Raw genomic sequence first — 18,953 nt, 5'->3', positions numbered from 1 at the left:
GGATGTACATTTTTGTTATATATGTATCCTGTATGGTTTCCTCATGTTTCTTCTGATCCGTCTAATAAAAGTGAAATTCGCAGAGATCCGCCGGCGACATCTTGGAACTATGAACCAATTGCGACGGATGGATTTGCCAAATGGATAGGGCAAAAACTAACGGATTTCGAAACGGTTTATGGAGATCCAGAAGAGGTGTATTCTTCTGGATTTTCTTTTGTTATTCATCGCTATTTTATAGACGATCAGACGTACTTGGAAGTTAATACCGAGGAAAAACGTATCACTAGTATTAAGTTTTTAGGAAAAGAAAATGCGGATATCACACCGTTTCAATTTGGAATGACAATGAATGAATTAGCTAAAATTACAATGATCTATCCCAATTTTACGCTTAATCATGATGGCAAAGTCATTGCGTTTGAATTGATGGAAGACGACATGAATTATCGACCATTAATTGCCTTTGATAATGGAACTTTCGCAATGTTGTTTTTTAGTCAGAAAAAAGGTGAAAGTTCGCTGTATAGCGTGATGTATCTTGATAAAGAGACTTTATTACAGCTTGAGCCTTACCAAGTAACGGATGGCGTATCGCCTCGTTTTTCCATAGAAGAAGATGTTGATTGGGAAACTATCAATCAAGCTAAACAGGAACAAAGCAAAGACTTGTTTCAATTTTTAAGAAATTATGATCGTTTACCTGAATTTGTTTTAGATGATAAGAATCAAATCCTTGGCGAACAAATCTTGGGTTCTTTTTTCTCAAAAACAGAAGATTCTTTAACCACTGAACGTACCCAACAATTAAAGAGAATTCAAAGCGGAACAGAGGATGGTCGTTTTACCTTGTCTCGTTCCGAAATGGAAGATGTTCTAAAAGAATTTTCAGTAACTACTGCTAGTGTCTATTTAGAACTGCCAGTTTATGATCCAATGTTTACTATTTTAACGTGGTATAGCACGCCGTATTTACATACGCGATTTATGCATCAAGATCCTGAGTCTTTAGGAATTGCCTTTTCAAAAGAGAATGTGGTAGTCTTATTACAGAAATTAGAAAATAAAACAGAGGACAGTGACGCCAATTGATTTACGATGATCAATTTTTTAAAGTAGAAGATCAAGTACAAAAATTATTATCTTGTTTGAGACGAAGTCAAACTTTTCAAACATATATTAATAATAAGAAAATTTTATATGATAATTCAGAAGTCCAAGAAATTCGAACAGATTTTTTAACTAAAAAAGAGTCTTTTGACCGTGTTGCGGCTTATGGTGGTTATGCACCTGATCATCGAGAAAAGCAACGGGCTTTAAGAAAATCTAAACGTGTATTGGATTTACATCCATTAGTTGCCGAATTCCGTTTTTCAGAAACAGAATTACAAGGGATTTTAGATGAAATGGGCATAAAAATTGCTCATTGTATTTCAGATGATATTAAAGTAGATACAGGAAATCCATTCTTTGAAACAAGATCAAGTTGTGGAGGGAAATGCCATGTCAGTTAACTCTGAAGAATTTACGATGCAAAAAAGGCGAGGACTAATTGTCTGGGTGTATAGTTTGCGTCAATTGAAAAATTTACGTCGTTTCGGATTTGTTCACTACGTTTCAAGGCGTATGAAATATGTGCTGATGTATGTGAATGAAGAAAGTGTTGAAGAAAATATGGAAAAAATTGAACGCCTACATTTTGTACGCCATGTAGACATCTCACATCGTCCCGATATTGAAATGAATTTTGCTGAAAAAATCGGTACAAAAGCAGCATTTCAAGTAATAGATAAAGACGAAATCGAAGAAAAAAATACCACAATTCGCCTAGCCGAAAACGTATAGCAAACAAGGTTGGACTACCAAGCCCAGCCTATTTGCTGTGAATCACAGTGATTCGCCGACTGTAAGGAGAGCGAGAGCTGATGATGAACAGTACTAGCTGAGCAAAGCGAAGGTAGTGACCCAGAAAATCGAATCACAGTGATTCGCCGACTGTAAGGAGAGCGAGAGCTGATGATGAACAGTACTAGCTGAGCAAAGCGAGGGTAGTGACCCGGAAACCGAATCACAGTGATTCGCCGACTGTAAGGAGAGCGAGAGCTGATGATGAACAGTACTAGCTGAGCAAAGCGAGGGTAGTGACCCGGAAATCGAATCACAGTGATTCGCCGACTGTAAGGAGAGCGAGAGCTGATGATGAACAGTACTAGCTGAGCAAAGCGAGGGTAGTGACCCAGAAAATCGAATCACAGTGATTCGCCGACTGTAAGGAGAGCGGGAGCTGATTCATCAAGATATTCCTTAGTTCTTGATGAGATTGAAACGCTGGTAAGTAATAAATGCTGAATAGTGATTCGCATAGATCAAGTGAAAAATAGCCAATGGAAGGAACAACCGTATGCGCGTAGTATCAGGAACCTATCGTGGTCGCCGTTTAAAAAGTTTAGATGGCGATAATACACGACCAACATCTGACAAAGTAAAAGAATCGATTTTTAACATGATTGGCCCTTATTTTGATGAAGGTCAGGTGTTAGATTTATTTGCAGGTAGTGGCGGCTTAGCCATTGAAGCAATTTCAAGAGGAATGGCGCACGCTATTTGTGTCGATCGCAGTTATCCTGCAATGAAAGTCATTCAAGAAAATATCAAAATTACAAAAGAACCAGAGAAATTTACGACACTTAAAATGGATGCTAATCAAGCAATACAAAAATTAGCACATGAAGAGAGTTCTTTTGATTTAATTTTATTAGATCCACCTTATGCAAAACAGCAAATAGTCGCTCAATTAGAAAAGATGTTAGATGAAAAACTATTAAACCCAGATTGTTTAGTTGTTTGTGAAACAGATAAGAGCGTTATTTTACCAGAAAAACTGCAAACACTTGTTCAAACGAAACATCAAGTGTATGGGATGTCAGCAGTTACTATTTATAGAAATGAGGTTTAAGCTGATATGAAAAAAATTGCATTATTTCCAGGGAGTTTTGACCCACTAACAATGGGGCATTTAGACACTATTGAACGTGGAGCTAAAATTTTTGACGAGCTTTATGTAGGAATTTTTGTTAATACAAATAAACATACTTTTTTTTCAGTGGAAGAAAAAGTAAAATTAGTGAATGATGCAGTAGCACACCTATCGAATGTGACTGTTGTTTCCCAAGAAACAGAACTGACTGTAACAACTGCACGACGCTTAGGGGCAAAGTTCTTATTGCGTGGCGTGCGTAATATGAAAGACTACGAATATGAACGAGAGATTATGGAAATGAATCGCCACTTAGATCCTGGCTTGGAAACAGTCTTTTTAGTAGCGAGATCTGAATATAGTCATATCAGTTCTAGTTTAATTAAAGAAGTGCTATTATTTGGAGGAGATGTTCAGAAATATCTTCCTAAAAATGTCTATGAAGCGATTAAGAAACGGTGATGAAAATGAAAAATAGAAGCTCTGTCAAGTATCTCTTATCTATTGTGGTAGCGTTGACGATTGTGGCAAGTGTCTTTATTCCTTTGCCTTATTATGTTGAACAGCCTGGATCAACAATCGATTTAAAAGAGCTCGTTACAGTTAACGACAAAAAAGATGATAATCCTGGTTCATTTTCACTAACGTCAGTTGGGGTTCGTCAAGCAACAGTTGTAACAGCAATCAAAGCCAAGATTGACCCTTTTGAAGATTTAGTTAGTGAAAAAGAACTATTTGGTGATGCAAGCGGTGCAGAATATGACCGAATTCAACAATACTATATGACTTCATCGCAAAATAATGCAATTGAGCAAGCCTTGAAACAAGCAAAACGACCCTACCATTTTGAATACAAAGGTGTATATGTGATGGGCATCGAGCCGAATTCCAATTTTATTGATAAGATTTCTATTGGTGATACTGTTACTAAAGTTGATGGGAAAACGTTTAAGAGCACGCAAGAATTTATGCGTTATATTCAAGGTAAAAAAGCGAATGATGAAGTAACCGTAACCTATCTTCAAGATGGTGAAGAGAAACAAGCTACTGCTAAACTAATTACTCTAGAAGCTAATAAAAAAACTGGTATCGGCATCACTTTAGTCGATCATACAGAAATTCAATCAGATGATAAAATTGATTTTCATGTAGAGAATATTGGCGGCCCGTCTGCAGGATTAATGTTTACGCTAGAAATATATGAACAATTAGTGAATAAGGACTTGCGTAGAGGGAAAAAAATTGCAGGTACAGGGACAATGAATAACGATGGAACTATTGGCCGAATTGGTGGTATTGATAAAAAAGTTGCGAGTGCTAGTAAAGAAGGTGTTGAAGTTTTCTTTGCGCCTGATGATGAAATTACTAAAGAGCAAAAAGAAGCATATCCAGAGTTAAAAACTAACTATCAAGAAGCTGTCGAAGCAATGAAAAAAATTAAATCGGATATGAAAATCGTCCCTGTAAAAACCTTACAAGATGCATTGACTTATCTTGAAAAAATGTAAATAAAGGATCGAAGCAGATATTCTGTTTCGATTTTTTATTTTAGAAAAAAACACTAGTTAAACATAGGTTCCCGCTTTAGATTATGATATACTTTTGTTAAGGAGCGTGAGAAGTTTGGAAATAAAAAGACAAAAACCAGTAGTTGAGACATATCATTTTGATATGCGTAATCCGGAGCAAGAAGCAGAAACAAAATTAAATGTTGGTTTCGCACCATTAAAACCACAAGAAAATTATCCAGAAGAAAATACAATTTTAGGTGCTCGTTTGCAGTTTGAAGTAGTTTTCCCTGAATTTATTATTAGTGGAGCGATTGGACAAGTCAATCACATTGTTAATCGTAAAATTGCAGGTCCCAATGATTTATCAAAGATTGAAGCAGATGAATTAGTCGAGCCTTTATTTGAAATGTTGCAACGCTTGACTTATGAAGTAACTGAAATTGTTACTGATGAGCCAGGAATCAAATTAAACTTTAACAATCAAGAAAAAGAGGATTGAGCATATGTTTTCAAATGAGATGCAAGTGATGGTTTATGTAGATGATGTCCCTTCGGCAGTTGAATTTTGGACAGAATTGGGTTTTGTTGTGATTGAAAAACAAGAATTAGACGGTACACTTGTTGTTGAGATTGCAGCTTCAAGCAAAGCGCAAACGCATTTTGTTTTGTATGATCGTGAATTTATTGAAAGTCATTCACCAGAAGTTGCTACCAATTCACCATCAATTATGTTTGTTTCGAATCAAATTATCGATTTATATAAAAAACTATTAACTATGGATGTTGAAGTAGGCGAATTGATTCAAATGGAGGAACAAATGGTCTTTAACTTTGCAGACCGTGATGGAAATTATTACGCTGTTTCAGGAAAATAAAAAATGATTCATCGTGTATAACCGCGATGGATCATTTTTTATTTTTGACAATCTTTCGCAATAGCACCTGTACGAATGGATTCTTTTATTTCAGCTTTAAATTGTAACCAATAGTGTATCCATTTTTTCAATGTGTTCACATCCTTGTTTTTTAGTATAGACACTTCCTAAATAAAGCGCAATAATTAGCCATGAATTCGTTAAAAAAAAGGCGTATACTTAAGAAAAGGGGATGAATAATATGAAACCATATATTTATGTGATTAGTGATATTCATGGTCAACTTGATTTGTTTGAAAAATTACTTGAAAGCTTTGATCCTGTCCATCATCAACTTGTCTTAATTGGTGATTTGAACGATCGAGGGAAAAAGAGTAAGGAATGTTTTTTATTAGGAAAAAAATTGGTCGAAAAATATGATGCAATCTATCTTCGAGGAAACCATGAAGAATATTTCTTACAATTTTTACGTGCCCCAGAAGATTGGATGGCAGGTTATGTACGTAATGGTGGAAAAGAGACCATTGATAGTTTACTTCATCCCGGAGCAACCGATGAGTATTCACCAACTGAAATTGCCATGATGATTCGTTCTCGCTACAAAGATTTAGTTGAATTTCTGATGGATCGCCCATTAAGTTTTGAATGGGGCAACTATTTATTTGTTCATGCTGGTGTTGACTTGACAAAAAAAGATTGGAAAGAAACAGATCCTCGAGATTTTATTTGGATTCGCGAGTCATTTCATACTGGTAAAAATAACACAGGAAAAATAATTGTTTTTGGTCATACAATTACACCGATGCTACATGGCGATATGCAAACTACCGATTTGTGGATTTCTGATAATAAAATTGGCATCGATGGTGGTGCAGTTTTTGGTGGTTCTGTCCATGGGGTGGTTTTTGATCAAAATGGCATCGTGCAAGATATTGAATATCAAAATATGTCGGGGGCTTGGCAACCAGATTTTTAAGCTTGAACACAGATGGAACATATCCATCTGTGTTTATTTTATGTTAAACTAAAGAGGTATTTGAAGAAAGGAATTTAGCAAATGAACGATAAAATTATTCAATTATTACAAAAAGAACTTACGCAGTATCGTGGTAACCAGTTAATAAAAGTTTTGGAGCTATTAGGAGAAGGCAATACCGTTCCTTTTATTGCGCGTTATCGGAAAGAAATGACTGGTGGATTAGACGAGGTTCAAATCCGCGAGATTGAAGAACGATATACGTATTTAGAAAATTTGGAAAAACGTAAAGAAGAAGTTGTACGTTTGATCGATGAACAAGAAAAGTTGACGCCTGAATTAAAAAAAGCAATTTTGGCGGCAGTAAAAATGCAACAAGTAGAGGATTTATATCGTCCATATAAACAAAAACGTCGTACCAAAGCAACGATTGCGAAAGAAAATGGTTTAGAACCACTAGCCATTTGGTTATTGACTTTTCCAGCAGAAGATGTCTATCAAAAAGCACAGGAATTTATTAATGAGTCAATTGAAACACCAGAGCAAGCACTACAAGGAGCTCACGAAATTCTAGCCGAACAGTTCGGTGATTCTGCGACGTTCCGTACGTGGATTCGTAGTTATCTTTTTAATAAAGGAAGCTATATCAGTAAAGTCAAAGATGCTGATAAGGATGAAAAAAGTGTTTATGAAATGTATTACAATTTTTCTGAGCCGATTAATAAGATTGTTTCGCATCGTGTTTTAGCAACAAATCGGGGTGAAAAAGAAGATATCTTGAAAGTTTCTCTGGAAGTCGACGAAACGAAAATCTTTGATTATTTTAACCGGCAATTAGTTAAACAATCACAATCAACAGCCACTCCTTTTATTATTGAAGCCTATCAAGATGCTTATAAACGATTTATTGGTCCAGCAATTGAACGTGAAATTCGCAATGAACTGACAGAGCAAGCCGATGAGCAAGCAATTGCGATTTTTGGTGAAAATTTACGTAACTTACTGTTGCAGCCACCATTAAAAGGAAAAGTGGTATTGGGCTTTGATCCAGCTTATCGGACTGGTTGTAAATTAGCAGTTGTTGATGCAACTGGCAAATTATTAGCTATTGAAGTCATTTATCCACATAAACCAGCAGGTCCTGAAAAACGTCAAGCAGCAGGACCTGCTTTAAAGAAACTAATTGAAACCTACCAAGTGGATATGGTCGCAATTGGTAATGGAACGGCTAGTCGCGAATCGGAGCAGTTCGTTGCAGAACAATTAAAAAATATTGAACGTGAAGTTTTTTATGTGATTGTTAATGAAGCAGGCGCTTCAGTTTACTCGGCAAGTGATACTGCTCGTCAAGAATTCCCGAAACTACCAGTAGAGGAACGTAGCGCAATTAGTATTGCTCGCCGTTTACAAGATCCTTTGGCTGAATTAGTGAAAATTGAACCCAAAGCAGTTGGTGTTGGTCAGTATCAACATGATGTTTCCCAAAAACGACTAGGCGAACAATTGGATTTTGTAGTGGAAACGGTGGTAAACCAAGTAGGCGTTGATGTAAATACAGCTAGTCCTCAACTGTTGCAACACGTTTCTGGTTTGAACAAAACAACAGCTCAAAATATTGTCAACTATCGTGAAGAAAATGGTGCTTTTAGCCAACGTAATCAACTGAAAAAAGTTCCGCGCTTAGGACCTAAAGCGTATGAACAAGCAATTGGCTTTTTGCGGATTCCAGGTGGAAAAAATATTCTAGACAATACCGGGATTCATCCAGAAAGTTATGCTGTCGCCAAAGATATTTTAGCCTTGGTTAAACTCTCATTAGAGCAGTTAGGGACAGAAACTGCCAAAGAAACATTAGGGCAACTGGATGTGAAACAAATCGCTGATGAACTAACAGTAGGTAAAGAGACGGTACTAGATATCATCAAAGCTTTGCTTCAACCAGGCAGAGATATGCGCGATGAAATGCCTGCTCCGCTTTTACGTAAAGATGTACTTTCAATGGAAGACTTAAAACCGGGAATGGAGCTAAAAGGAACTGTTCGTAATGTTATCGATTTTGGTGCTTTTGTTGATATCGGAGTGAAACAAGATGGTTTGGTTCATATCTCTAAATTAAGTAAAACTTTTGTTAAGCATCCCAAAGATATTGTTTCAGTTGGGGATGTGGTGACTGTTTGGCTTGATCAAGTTGACGCCAATAAAGGTCGAATTAGCTTAACAATGCTTGATCCAGGTTCTTCTAAATGACACAAGTAGAATTGCAACAATTGGTTGAAAAACTATCGCTTGAATTTTTTGATAAACCATTTCGACATCAGGCTGTGTTTAATGCACGACTGAAAACAACAGGGGGTCGTTATCATTTACAGGACCATCATCTAGACTTTAATCCTAGTATGTTGACACAAGGAATGGAAGTTTTCATAGGGATTATCAAGCATGAACTTTGTCACTACCATTTACACCTAGAAGGTAAAGGTTACAGGCACAGAGATAGGGAATTTAAAGAATTGCTGGCACAAACAGGCGGGCTTAGATTTGTTCCTAGTAGACCTAGGGAAGTGAAGGTGTTGATTTATCGATGTCAAAATTGTGGGAAAAATGTACAACGTCGTCAAAGAATCAATACGGAACGGTATGTGTGTGGTGACTGTCAGGGGAGTCTCCAATATTTGGACACAAAGATTGTTTCTTTGGAAAAATAATGAGAGAATATTAAATCTTGACTATTATAAGTTAAAACTCGTTGCTATTTTTAATATTTTGTAAGATAATGTATCCCAGTTCAATATACTTATTAGACGATAAATGAATCTTTATATAGAGAATGTTTGAGAAAAGAGGACAACAAATTATGACGAATCAAGATAAAAAAATCTATCATTTTGTAGGAATCAAAGGATCTGGCATGAGTTCTTTAGCTCTTGTTTTACATGAAAAAGGGTTACAAGTGCAAGGCTCTGATGTAGAAGAATATTTCTTTACGCAACGTGAATTAGAACGTGCAGGTATTCCTTTGTATACATTTGATGCTGATAATATTCACGAAGGTTTGACAGTTATTGCTGGAAATGCGTTTACGGATGCTCATGAAGAATTGGTGCGTGCACGTGAGTTAGGCTTAGAAGTGATTCGTTACCATGATTTTATTAGTAAATTTATCCAACAGTTTACAAGTATTGCAGTAACTGGTTCACATGGGAAAACAAGCACGACAGGACTGCTAGCACATGTATTAACTGGTATTCGTCCAACAAGTTATTTAATTGGTGACGGAACAGGTCATGGTGAACCCAATGCCGAATTGTTTGCGTTTGAAGCCTGCGAATATCGCCGTCATTTCTTAGCCTATTCACCAGATTATGCAATTATGACAAATATTGACTTTGACCATCCTGATTATTATACAAGTATTGAAGATGTTTTCTCAGCATTCCAAACAATGGCTCATCAAGTGAAAAAAGGGATTTTAGCTTTTGGTGATGATGAGTATTTACGTAAATTAGAAGTAGATGTTCCAATTTATTATTATGGGGTAAATGAAAACGATGATATTCAAGCGCGCAGCATTATTCGTACAACAGAAGGCTCTGAATTTGATGTGTATTTCCAAGGTGAATTCATAGGTCATTTTGCGTTACCAGCGTTTGGTCAACATAATATCAATAATGCGCTTGGCGTGATTGCGACTGCTCATTTAGAAGGCTTTGATATGGAAAAGGTTGCTCAAGAAATGTTGACATTTAAGGGTGTCAAACGCCGCTTTACTGAGAAAGTTGTTGCCGATATGACAATTGTTGATGATTATGCTCATCATCCAGCAGAAATCAAAGCAACAATTGATGGTGCTCGTCAAAAATATCCAGAAAAAGAAATTATTGCGGTATTCCAACCACACACATTCACGCGAACAATTGCCTTGATGGATGAATTTGCGGAAGCTTTAGATTTATCTGACAAAGTGTATCTATGTGACATTTTCGGTTCAGCACGTGAAACACAAGGTGATGTGAAGATTGAAGATCTAGGAGCAAAAATTTCCAAAGGTGGTCAAGTTATTAAAGAAGATAATGTGTCACCATTATTAGATCATGAACATGCTGTTATTATCTTTATGGGAGCAGGCGATGTTCAAAAATTTGAACAAGCTTATGAAAAGTTATTAAGTGGAACAACACGTAACGTATTGTAAGAACAAAACGGATGGTGGCGATAGCTATCATCCGTTTTTTTTAAAAGTAACGAAGCTTGCACTTTTCTGTGCATTTGATAAAATAAGAGAAACTATATATTTTATTTGGAGGTCTGCTATTTTGGATATAGGTAAGCCGAGAAAACTAGGAAAAACCATTGGTGAAATTGAGGAGGGTGAATCGTTATCCGTTACCGAATCGATTGAAGATAATCAGTTGTTGTTGTATTTAGGATTAACTAATGATGCTAACCCATTATATATTCAACATGATTATGCACGACAAACGGCGTATGAACGCCCGATTGTTCCATCGATTATGTTGATGGGAATTGTAACGAGTGCTATTTCAAAACATTTACCCGGACCAGGATCACATGTGGTTAATTTTTCTGTAAACTTCGTGGAACCTGTCTACCATTATGAAACATTGACATTTGAGTTTGAGGTTATTAAAGTTGATAAAATGAAAGATGTCATTACTATTTCTGTGGAAGCAGTGAATACAGCAAACGATCGCGTATTGGATGCGGTTGTGATGGTTCAACCACCAATTTTAATTGAAGAAAGCGAGGAAACAAATGAATAATCATCAAGTTATTGAAGAATCAACTGGATTAAATAAATTTTATGCAAAAGTTTATGGTATCTTTGGAATGGGGTTAGGAATTAGTGCTTTAGCGGCTTTTTTAGGCGGTAGCATTTTTCTAACACAAACCATGGCATTTATTCAAAATTTTCCATTAGGATTAACGGGAATTTGGATTGCTGAAATTATCTTAGTGATGGTCCTAAGTGCTAAAGCGCAAAAAAATCCATCCTTAACACTGGCAGGATTTATTGTTTATGCGTTACTTAATGGAATTGTTTTATCCATTACTATTTTAGCTTATGGTGTAGGAAACGCAGGTAAAGCCTTTGTTGTAGCAACAATTACTTTCTTAGTAATGGCATTGTATGGAGCATTTACGAAACGTGATTTAAGTGGTATCGGTCGTGCGGGAATTGGCTTATTATTTGGAGTAATTATCGCGACTATTGTTAACTTGTTTTTACAAAGTTCAGGTGTTGATTATTTCTTATCCTATGTTACGGTACTAATCTTTGTAGGGTTGACAGCCTATGACAACCAACGTATCCGTCAGGTCTACTTTGCTTCACAAGGCCAAGATAATCTAGGCTTAGCGGCTTTCATGGCATTGCAGCTGTATTTAGACTTTATCAATCTATTTTTATCTCTATTGCGTATTTTTTCAAGAGACTAATCAAGCAAACGAACATTGGCAAACCGATGTTCGTTTTTTTGTACTCAAATAATCGCATTCCCCAGATTTCTTTGTTAAAATAAAGGAGAATGTTTCAAGTGAGGAGCCAAAAAAATGACAAAAAATAAATTATTATTAGTGGATGGCAATAGTGTCGCATTTCGTGCGTTTTTTGCGTTACATAATTCGCTAGAACGCTTTAAAAATAACAATGGATTACACACCAATGCGATTTATGCATTCAACAATATGTTTGAAAACGTAATGACTAAAGAACAGCCAACACATGTATTGGTAGCATTTGATGCAGGAAAAACTACTTTTCGTAATGCGATGTATGAAGAATATAAAGGTGGACGTGCCAAAACACCAGGTGAATTTAAAGAACAGATGCCCTATATCCGTGAATTGATTACGGGACTAGGCGTAAAACATTATGAATTAGATAATTATGAGGCAGACGATATTATCGGTACTTTAGCTAATCAAGTAGATAAAGAGCAATTCGATGTCGTGATTTTAACTGGTGATCGAGATTTAACCCAATTAGCAACCGAACATGTAAAAGTTGATATTACAGTAAAAGGTGTAAGTGATATTGAATCTTATACACCAGAGCATATTGCCGAAAAATATGATGGTTTGAAGCCGTTACAAATCATTGATATGAAAGGGTTAGCTGGTGATGCATCTGATAATATTCCAGGAGTTACAAAAATTGGTGAAAAAACGGCGATTAAGTTGTTAAAACAATATGAGTCAGTAGAAGGAATTTATGAGCATGTTGATGAAATGAAAAAAAGTAAAATGAAGGAAAATTTAATTAATGACCGAGAGTTAGCTTTTCTTTCAAAGCAATTGGCGACAATCAATACTGAAGCTCCAGTTGAGATTACTATTGATTCATTAAAATATGAAGGCAAAGATTTAGATAAATTAGTTCCATTTTATAAAGAAATGAATTTTAAGACTTTCTTAGAACGTTTAAATATCGTGGATGATCAAGAGATGGCTGATATTTTGTTTGAAGTAGTTGAAGAAGCGACTCCAGACATGTTTACTGAAGAATCATCTTTATATGTTGAAATGTTGGGTGATAATTATCATATTGAAGATATTGTCGGCATTGCTTGGGGAACAAAGAAAAAAATCTATGTTGCTAATAGTGAAGCTGTGCTTGAAGAACCAGCATTTCAAGAATGGTTATTTGATGAAACGAAAAAGAAAAAAGTTTATGATGCAAAACGTACTCAAGTTTCTTTAAATCGTTATATTGGTCGTCCTAAAGGCTTATCCTATGATGTTTTATTGGCGGCATATTTATTGGACACAAATGATAGTAGCAATGATATTGCTGCAGTTGCCGCTCATTATGGATATACAGAAATTCAGTCAGATGACGTTATTTACGGTAGAGGAGCTAAAAAAGGCCTACCTGAAGATGAAGAAGTCTTTTTTGCACATCTAGCTCGTAAAGTTGTTGCGATTGAATGGTTAAGTGAAAAACTAATGGAAGAATTAGAAGAAAAAGGTCAAACACAGCTTTTCCATGAAATGGAATTTCCTTTGTCAAATATTTTAGCAGAGATGGAAATGACGGGGATTAAGGTTGATGCGCAGCGTTTAAATCAAATGAAAGGTGAATTTGCCGGACGGTTACAAGAAATCGAACAAAAAATTTATACGCAAGCAGGCGAAGAGTTTAATCTTAATTCACCAAAACAATTAGGGGTTATTTTATTTGAAAAGATGGGGCTGCCTGTGATTAAGAAAACCAAAACAGGTTATTCTACGGCAGTGGATGTTTTAGAACAGTTAAAGGAACAAGCACCAATTGTTGAAGACATTTTAGTCTATCGTCAAATTTCTAAGATTCAGTCAACCTATGTTGAGGGATTGTTGAAAATGATTCAAAGTGATGGGAAAATCCACACTCGTTATGTACAAACGTTGACACAGACTGGACGTCTAAGCTCGGTAGATCCAAATTTACAAAACATTCCCATTCGCTTAGAAGAAGGACGCAAAATACGTGAAGCATTTGTACCAAGAAAAGAGGATTGGGTCATTTATTCTTCCGACTATTCTCAAATTGAACTACGTGTGCTTGCTCATATTTCAAATGATGAACATTTGAAAACAGCCTTTTTAGAAGGTCAAGACATTCATTCAAGTACAGCGATGCGAGTTTTTGGCATTGAAAAAGCTGAAGATGTTACACCTAATATGCGACGCCAAGCGAAAGCTGTCAATTTTGGAATTGTTTATGGGATTTCTGATTATGGATTATCACAGAATTTAGGAATTACTAGAAAAGCAGCACAACAATACATTGATACGTATTTCGAGCGCTATCCAGGTGTTAAAGAATATATGGAATCGGTCGTTCGTGAAGCTAAAGATAAAGGCTATGTAGAGACGTTATATCATCGTCGTCGCTATTTACCAGACATTAATTCACGTAACTTTAACTTACGCTCATTTGCAGAAAGAACAGCTATTAATTCACCGATTCAAGGAAGTGCTGCAGATATTCTGAAAATTGCAATGATTGATTTAGCTCGTCGAATGAAAGAAGAGAAATTAGAAGCAGCTATGCTTTTACAAGTACATGATGAACTGGTTTTTGAAGTTCCTGAATATGAATTAGAGAAATTAAACCAACTTGTCAAAGAAGTGATGGAGACAGCAGTTTCCTTACACGTACCATTAGTTACTGACAGTAGTTGGGGAAAAACATGGTATGAAGCCAAATAAAGAGGTGAAATGATTTGCCAGAATTGCCAGAAGTAGAAACAGTTCGTAAAGGACTTGTACATTTAATTAAAGGAAAAACGATTGCATCCGTCGACGTTCGCTGGCCAAGAATCATTGAGTCGCCAGAAGTAGAAATTTTCCAAGAAAGTTTGATTAATCAAACGATTGAAGATATTCATCGCCGAGGGAAGTTTTTGATTTTCAAATTAACAAACTATGATATGATTTCACACTTACGTATGGAAGGCAAATATGAATTTGATCCTGAAATGCAAGATACGATTGACAAACATACGCATGTTATTTTTAATTTTACTGACCATTCTCGTCTTTTCTATAACGATGTACGTAAATTTGGCAGAATGGTCTTGGTTCCTAAGGATGCGAGCAGTTTGTACAAAGGTATTAAACAATTAGGTCCAGAGCCCAGGCCAGACGTCTTTTATTTGGAAACATTTCAAGAAAAACTAAAACGATCAACTAAAGCAATTAAACCGCTATTACTGGATCAAAAATTAGTAACGGGTTTAGGAAATATTTATGTAGATGAAGCGTTATGGGAAGCTCAAATACACCCTGAAACGTCTGCAAATAGGTTGAATGAAGGTGAAACCATTCGTTTACATCAAGCGATTATCGATGTTTTGGCTAGAGCTGTAGAAGCAGGAGGGACAACCATTCGTTCTTATACCAATGCTTTAGGTGAAGCAGGAACATTTCAAGTAGCTCTCAATGCTTATGGTCAAACGGATTTACCTTGTTTACGTTGCCAAACACCGATTGTTAAAATAAAAGTTGCGCAACGTGGTACACATTACTGTCCAACTTGTCAAAAACGGAAAGGATGAGGTTGATGTCGATGGTTTTAGGTCTCACGGGTGGTATCGCCACAGGAAAAAGTACGGTTGTTCGCATTTTTCGTGAGTATGGATTTCCAATTGTTGACGGCGATGTCATTGCTCGAGAAATTGTTGAACCACAACAAGCAGGCTTACAAGCAATTGTTTCTGTTTTCGGGAAGGGTGTTTTGTTGGAAAATGGGCAGTTAAATCGTAAAAAGCTTGGTGATATTGTTTTTGCTGATGAACAAAAACGTAAACAATTAGATGCAGTATTAGATCCTATTTTAAGAGAAACCATTAGTCAACGAATAGCTGATAATCAAGATGCAGCTTTAGTAATTGCTGATATTCCGTTACTGTTTGAAGCTCACTATGAAGATGAGATGGATCAGATTGCTGTTGTTTATGTTCCAGAAACAGTTCAATTGGAACGTTTAATGAAGCGAGATGATTTAACAAAAGACCAAGCGCTGCAACGGATTGCTAGTCAATTATCGATTGAAGAAAAAAGAGAACGGGCGGATATTGTATTTGATAACCAAAATTCACTTGAAGAAACAAAAAAGAATGTTAAAAGTTGGTTAAAAGTACAAAATTTTATTTAAAAAGATTAAAAACTCTAGAGTTTTCTAGAGTTTTTTCTCGTCTATTCTGTCAGAAGAACTGGTAAACGTGTTATAATATAGAAAGAAATTTAATTTATTCATTAAGTAAATTTAAAATAAATAGAGATAAATGAGGTGGAAAAATGCACTGTCCAAAATGTCATCATAATAATTCTCGTGTTATTGATAGCCGTCAAGCCGATGACGGTCGTGCGATTCGCCGTAGACGAGAATGTGAGAACTGCGGCTTTCGTTTTACAACGTTTGAGCGATTAGAAGAAACACCTCTGTTAGTCATTAAAAAAAATGGCGCACGCGAAGAGTTTAATCGTGAAAAAGTATTACGTGGTTTAATTCGTTCAGCTGAGAAACGTCCAGTAGCGATGGAACAAATGGAACAAATTGTCGATCATGTGGAAGCACGTATCCGTGAACGAGGCGAAAATGAAATACCATCAACCTTAATTGGTGAGTATGTGATGGAAGAATTAGTTGATTTAGACGAGATTGCTTACATCCGTTTTGCAAGTGTTTATCGTCAATTCAAAGACATGTCAGTATTTTTAAAGGAATTACAAGACATTGTTGACAAAGCTAAAGAAGCAAATGAGTAATTTAAAGGAGGGGCTTTTGTGAAGACCGCTTGGGATGAAGTCCAACCAAATCATATTTATCAAGTGTTCAAGAGCCTGCCTTTAACTAAAGAAGGCAACGACGGGTTATTGTACCTCTACCAACCAATTATTGGTGCGCAAGCTTTAGCGCTGTATTATGCGTTATTAGGTGACGCAGAAGATTCATTTGAAAATGATTTTGCGCATATTGATATGTTAAATGCGTTGAATATTGGACTACCGGATTTTTTTAATGCGCGCAAACAATTAGAAGGTATGGGGTTACTTTCTGTTTTTATGAAAGAAGATTTAGAATTTGGACGGATATTTTTATATTGTTTGGAAGAACCGTTACATCCACAAGTCTTTTTTAAAGATGAGACATACAGTTTCTTACTATGGAGCGCAATTGGAGAACGAAAATTTAATCAAATGGTTGAACGGTTTAAACCTAAAAAGCTCGATGTTTCTGCTTATCAAGAAATTACGAGTCACTTTAAAGAAGTATATGGTTCGATTAATGAAGAATCGTTTATGCGAAAATCATCAAAACTAGAGCAAATAGCGCAAGTATATGATGTGAATAAAAGCAGTGGAATTCAATTAGATGCTTCTCAAATTGATTGGAACTTTTTAATGAATCTAGCTGAGAAAAAATATATTTCGCGTACAAATTTTACAACCTCTTTTAATCATCAATTGTTGCTCTATCAAAATCTATATGGATTCGATGAGATGGAATTAGTTGATTTGATGACTGAAGCTGTGTCTTTTATTGATGGTAAGGTAGATGAAAAAGAGCTTGCTAAAGTTGTCACACGTCATACGAAACAAATACCACAAAAAAAGACCAGTATTTATGTTTCGGAAGATACTGAGACCAGACGCTTCAATACGTTGCGACAATCAGGATTTTCTGAACAAGATATTGGCTTAATTCAGATGAGTGAAGCAACAGCTCCAGCTGATTTTTTACAAGCGATTAAACAAGAAAAGCATAGTTTTGTAGCTGATTCCGAAAGTTGGTTATTGAAATCTTTGGTTGAAAAAAGCCCATTAGCTAACAGCGTCATTAATGTTTTAATGCACTATGTTCTAGTGGTTCAAAAAAATAGTTCATTACAAGCTAACTTTGTTAATAGTATTGCAACGAATTGGTCTGAGATAGGGATTAAAAGTCCTGAAGAGGCAATTAAACATGTCCGTAAGCTGGTGAAAGATTCAAAAGAAGCTAAAGAAAAACGCGACACCCAACGAACCAATTATCGCAAACCAATTAGAAAAGAAACCTTACCTGATTGGGTGGATAATCCAGTAGAGGAAGTAGAAGATTCTAAAAAACAAGCAGTGATTAATCAACGATTACAAGAATATTTACAACGCAAAGAAGGTGAAAAATGATGGAAGATGTAGGTAAAAATTTAAATCGTATCTTAGATCAAAAAAATTATCGGACACGTTTTGAAGAGATGATGCAAGAGGTTTTAGCGGATGTTGATGTGCGAAACTTTTTAGATTTGCATAAAAATCGTTTGACCCAACAAGATATTGAGCGTAGCTATGCGAAGCTCTATGAATTTGTGCAAGAAAAACGTAAATTTGAGTTAAACGATCCAGCTCAAATTGCACCTGGCTATGAACCACAATTAATGCTAAATTTTCATTCAGTTGATGTGACCTATATTCCAACTGAAGAACTATTAGCCAAAAAACACCAAGAAGAGATTCGTAATCGTGTTCAAGCCTTGAATATGCCAAAAGATATCCAAGAAGCTCGGATTGCTACGTATGAAGGAACTGCAGGACGCGGCGAGGCATTACTGGCGGCGATTGATTTTATCGAAGCCTACAAAGAAGCGCCAAAAAACTTTCATAAAGGATTGTATTTATCGGGAAGCTTTGGCATTGGTAAAACCTATCTTCTGGGGGCGATTGCTCGTGATTTAGCCGAAGCTGGTTTTTCATCGACCTTGTTACATTTTCCTTCTTTTGCGGTTGAAATGAAACAAGCAATTGGGAAAGACCAAGTAGCGGAAAAGATGGAAGCAATCAAAAAGGCGCCAATTTTGATGTTAGATGATATTGGTGCAGATGCGATGAGTAGTTGGATTCGAGACGAAGTATTTGGCGTTATTTTGCAATATCGAATGCAAGAACAACTTCCAACATTTTTTACCTCTAATTTTACAATGCTCGAATTAGAAAAACACTTGTCTGTTACGCAACGTGGCGAAGAGGAGCCGTTAAAAGCTAAACGCATCATGGAGCGTATCCGTTATTTGACCAAAGAAATTGGGATGAACGGACGTAATCGACGAAATCAATAGAGGTGAAACAAA

The 18,953-nt window shown here is 36.1% G+C and carries 20 protein-coding genes; all 20 read left to right on the top strand.

Annotated features, from left to right (window positions below):
- The first annotated feature begins 21 nt into the window (after positions 1-21).
- The 20 genes from AC4BC5_RS01040 (at position 22) to dnaI (ending at position 18,941) form a co-directional block, all read left to right on the top strand.
- Positions 22-1,092 carry a CAP-associated domain-containing protein gene (locus tag AC4BC5_RS01040; RefSeq protein WP_490497480.1) on the top strand — a complete coding sequence of 357 codons (1,071 nt, stop codon included), beginning with the start codon at positions 22-24 and terminating at the stop codon, positions 1,090-1,092.
- Positions 1,089-1,514: a YlbF/YmcA family competence regulator gene (locus tag AC4BC5_RS01035; RefSeq protein ID WP_490496333.1), complete on the top strand. Its 426-nt coding sequence runs from the start codon at positions 1,089-1,091 to the stop codon at positions 1,512-1,514. The genes AC4BC5_RS01040 and AC4BC5_RS01035 overlap by 4 nt, the downstream gene beginning before the upstream one ends.
- A complete protein-coding gene (locus tag AC4BC5_RS01030; protein ID WP_490496332.1) occupies positions 1,504-1,845 on the top strand; it encodes a YlbG family protein in 342 nt (113 codons plus the stop codon). The genes AC4BC5_RS01035 and AC4BC5_RS01030 overlap by 11 nt, the downstream gene beginning before the upstream one ends.
- A 556-nt stretch (positions 1,846-2,401) precedes the next feature.
- Positions 2,402-2,956: a 16S rRNA (guanine(966)-N(2))-methyltransferase RsmD gene (gene rsmD, locus AC4BC5_RS01025; RefSeq protein ID WP_490496331.1), complete on the top strand. Its 555-nt coding sequence runs from the start codon at positions 2,402-2,404 to the stop codon at positions 2,954-2,956.
- Positions 2,957-2,962: 6 nt separating this feature from the next.
- On the top strand, positions 2,963-3,439 hold the full coding sequence (gene coaD / locus AC4BC5_RS01020) for a pantetheine-phosphate adenylyltransferase (RefSeq protein WP_490496330.1): 477 nt from the start codon (positions 2,963-2,965) through the stop codon (positions 3,437-3,439).
- Complete coding sequence (locus tag AC4BC5_RS01015; RefSeq protein ID WP_490496329.1) at positions 3,439-4,485, top strand: SepM family pheromone-processing serine protease; 1,047 nt, start codon at positions 3,439-3,441, stop codon at positions 4,483-4,485. Before coaD ends, AC4BC5_RS01015 begins: the two co-directional genes overlap by 1 nt.
- 115 nt (positions 4,486-4,600) lie before the next feature.
- Positions 4,601-4,987 carry a DUF1149 family protein gene (locus tag AC4BC5_RS01010; RefSeq protein WP_490496328.1) on the top strand — a complete coding sequence of 129 codons (387 nt, stop codon included), beginning with the start codon at positions 4,601-4,603 and terminating at the stop codon, positions 4,985-4,987.
- A gap of 4 nt (positions 4,988-4,991) precedes the next feature.
- On the top strand, positions 4,992-5,363 hold the full coding sequence (locus AC4BC5_RS01005) for a VOC family protein (RefSeq protein ID WP_490496327.1): 372 nt from the start codon (positions 4,992-4,994) through the stop codon (positions 5,361-5,363).
- 241 nt (positions 5,364-5,604) lie between these two features.
- On the top strand, positions 5,605-6,339 hold the full coding sequence (locus tag AC4BC5_RS01000; protein ID WP_490496326.1) for a metallophosphoesterase family protein: 735 nt from the start codon (positions 5,605-5,607) through the stop codon (positions 6,337-6,339).
- A gap of 81 nt (positions 6,340-6,420) precedes the next feature.
- Positions 6,421-8,586, top strand: a complete 2,166-nt coding sequence (locus AC4BC5_RS00995; RefSeq protein WP_490496325.1) for a Tex family protein — start codon at positions 6,421-6,423, stop codon at positions 8,584-8,586.
- Complete coding sequence (locus tag AC4BC5_RS00990) at positions 8,583-9,044, top strand: SprT family protein (RefSeq protein ID WP_490496324.1); 462 nt, start codon at positions 8,583-8,585, stop codon at positions 9,042-9,044. The genes AC4BC5_RS00995 and AC4BC5_RS00990 overlap by 4 nt, the downstream gene beginning before the upstream one ends.
- Positions 9,045-9,193: 149 nt before the next feature.
- On the top strand, positions 9,194-10,531 hold the full coding sequence (murC, locus tag AC4BC5_RS00985; RefSeq protein ID WP_490496323.1) for a UDP-N-acetylmuramate--L-alanine ligase: 1,338 nt from the start codon (positions 9,194-9,196) through the stop codon (positions 10,529-10,531).
- A 121-nt stretch (positions 10,532-10,652) separates the two neighbouring features.
- Positions 10,653-11,120 (top strand): MaoC family dehydratase, encoded by a 468-nt coding sequence (locus AC4BC5_RS00980; protein ID WP_490496322.1) that lies wholly within the window; start codon positions 10,653-10,655, stop codon positions 11,118-11,120.
- Positions 11,113-11,796, top strand: a complete 684-nt coding sequence (locus AC4BC5_RS00975) for a Bax inhibitor-1/YccA family protein (protein WP_490496321.1) — start codon at positions 11,113-11,115, stop codon at positions 11,794-11,796. Before AC4BC5_RS00980 ends, AC4BC5_RS00975 begins: the two co-directional genes overlap by 8 nt.
- A 114-nt stretch (positions 11,797-11,910) precedes the next feature.
- Positions 11,911-14,553, top strand: coding sequence for a DNA polymerase I (polA, locus tag AC4BC5_RS00970; RefSeq protein ID WP_490496320.1), 2,643 nt, complete (start codon positions 11,911-11,913; stop codon positions 14,551-14,553).
- Between the two features lie 14 nt (positions 14,554-14,567).
- Positions 14,568-15,401 (top strand): DNA-formamidopyrimidine glycosylase, encoded by an 834-nt coding sequence (gene mutM, locus AC4BC5_RS00965; RefSeq protein WP_490496319.1) that lies wholly within the window; start codon positions 14,568-14,570, stop codon positions 15,399-15,401.
- A 5-nt stretch (positions 15,402-15,406) separates the two neighbouring features.
- Positions 15,407-16,000 carry a dephospho-CoA kinase gene (gene coaE, locus AC4BC5_RS00960; protein ID WP_490496318.1) on the top strand — a complete coding sequence of 198 codons (594 nt, stop codon included), beginning with the start codon at positions 15,407-15,409 and terminating at the stop codon, positions 15,998-16,000.
- A gap of 143 nt (positions 16,001-16,143) precedes the next feature.
- A complete protein-coding gene (nrdR, locus tag AC4BC5_RS00955) occupies positions 16,144-16,614 on the top strand; it encodes a transcriptional regulator NrdR (protein WP_490496317.1) in 471 nt (156 codons plus the stop codon).
- An 18-nt stretch (positions 16,615-16,632) separates the two neighbouring features.
- Positions 16,633-18,015, top strand: coding sequence for a replication initiation and membrane attachment family protein (locus AC4BC5_RS00950; RefSeq protein ID WP_490496316.1), 1,383 nt, complete (start codon positions 16,633-16,635; stop codon positions 18,013-18,015).
- The gene (gene dnaI / locus AC4BC5_RS00945; RefSeq protein WP_490497479.1) at positions 18,015-18,941 is read left to right on the top strand and encodes a primosomal protein DnaI; all 927 of its coding nucleotides are present in this window, start codon (positions 18,015-18,017) and stop codon (positions 18,939-18,941) included. Before AC4BC5_RS00950 ends, dnaI begins: the two co-directional genes overlap by 1 nt.
- Positions 18,942-18,953: the final 12 nt, after the last annotated feature.

This window comes from Enterococcus sp. AMC2644, from assembly GCF_058216475.1.
The sequence above is the reverse complement of the archived record's forward strand: the minus strand, read 5'-3'. Positions and strand labels throughout refer to the sequence as shown.

Excerpts from the sequence above, each read along its gene's own strand:
- AC4BC5_RS01040 (WP_490497480.1), top strand. The coding sequence starts at position 22 with ATGTATCCTGTATGGTTTCCTCATGTTTCTTCTGATCCGTCTAATAAA.
- AC4BC5_RS01030 (WP_490496332.1), top strand. The coding sequence starts at position 1,504 with ATGTCAGTTAACTCTGAAGAATTTACGATGCAAAAAAGGCGAGGACTA.
- rsmD (WP_490496331.1), top strand. The coding sequence starts at position 2,402 with ATGCGCGTAGTATCAGGAACCTATCGTGGTCGCCGTTTAAAAAGTTTA.
- coaD (WP_490496330.1), top strand. The coding sequence starts at position 2,963 with ATGAAAAAAATTGCATTATTTCCAGGGAGTTTTGACCCACTAACAATG.
- AC4BC5_RS01015 (WP_490496329.1), top strand. The coding sequence starts at position 3,439 with ATGAAAATGAAAAATAGAAGCTCTGTCAAGTATCTCTTATCTATTGTG.
- AC4BC5_RS01005 (WP_490496327.1), top strand. The coding sequence starts at position 4,992 with ATGTTTTCAAATGAGATGCAAGTGATGGTTTATGTAGATGATGTCCCT.
- AC4BC5_RS01000 (WP_490496326.1), top strand. The coding sequence starts at position 5,605 with ATGAAACCATATATTTATGTGATTAGTGATATTCATGGTCAACTTGAT.
- AC4BC5_RS00995 (WP_490496325.1), top strand. The coding sequence starts at position 6,421 with ATGAACGATAAAATTATTCAATTATTACAAAAAGAACTTACGCAGTAT.
- AC4BC5_RS00990 (WP_490496324.1), top strand. The coding sequence starts at position 8,583 with ATGACACAAGTAGAATTGCAACAATTGGTTGAAAAACTATCGCTTGAA.
- murC (WP_490496323.1), top strand. The coding sequence starts at position 9,194 with ATGACGAATCAAGATAAAAAAATCTATCATTTTGTAGGAATCAAAGGA.
- AC4BC5_RS00975 (WP_490496321.1), top strand. The coding sequence starts at position 11,113 with ATGAATAATCATCAAGTTATTGAAGAATCAACTGGATTAAATAAATTT.
- polA (WP_490496320.1), top strand. The coding sequence starts at position 11,911 with ATGACAAAAAATAAATTATTATTAGTGGATGGCAATAGTGTCGCATTT.
- coaE (WP_490496318.1), top strand. The coding sequence starts at position 15,407 with ATGTCGATGGTTTTAGGTCTCACGGGTGGTATCGCCACAGGAAAAAGT.
- nrdR (WP_490496317.1), top strand. The coding sequence starts at position 16,144 with ATGCACTGTCCAAAATGTCATCATAATAATTCTCGTGTTATTGATAGC.
- dnaI (WP_490497479.1), top strand. The coding sequence starts at position 18,015 with ATGGAAGATGTAGGTAAAAATTTAAATCGTATCTTAGATCAAAAAAAT.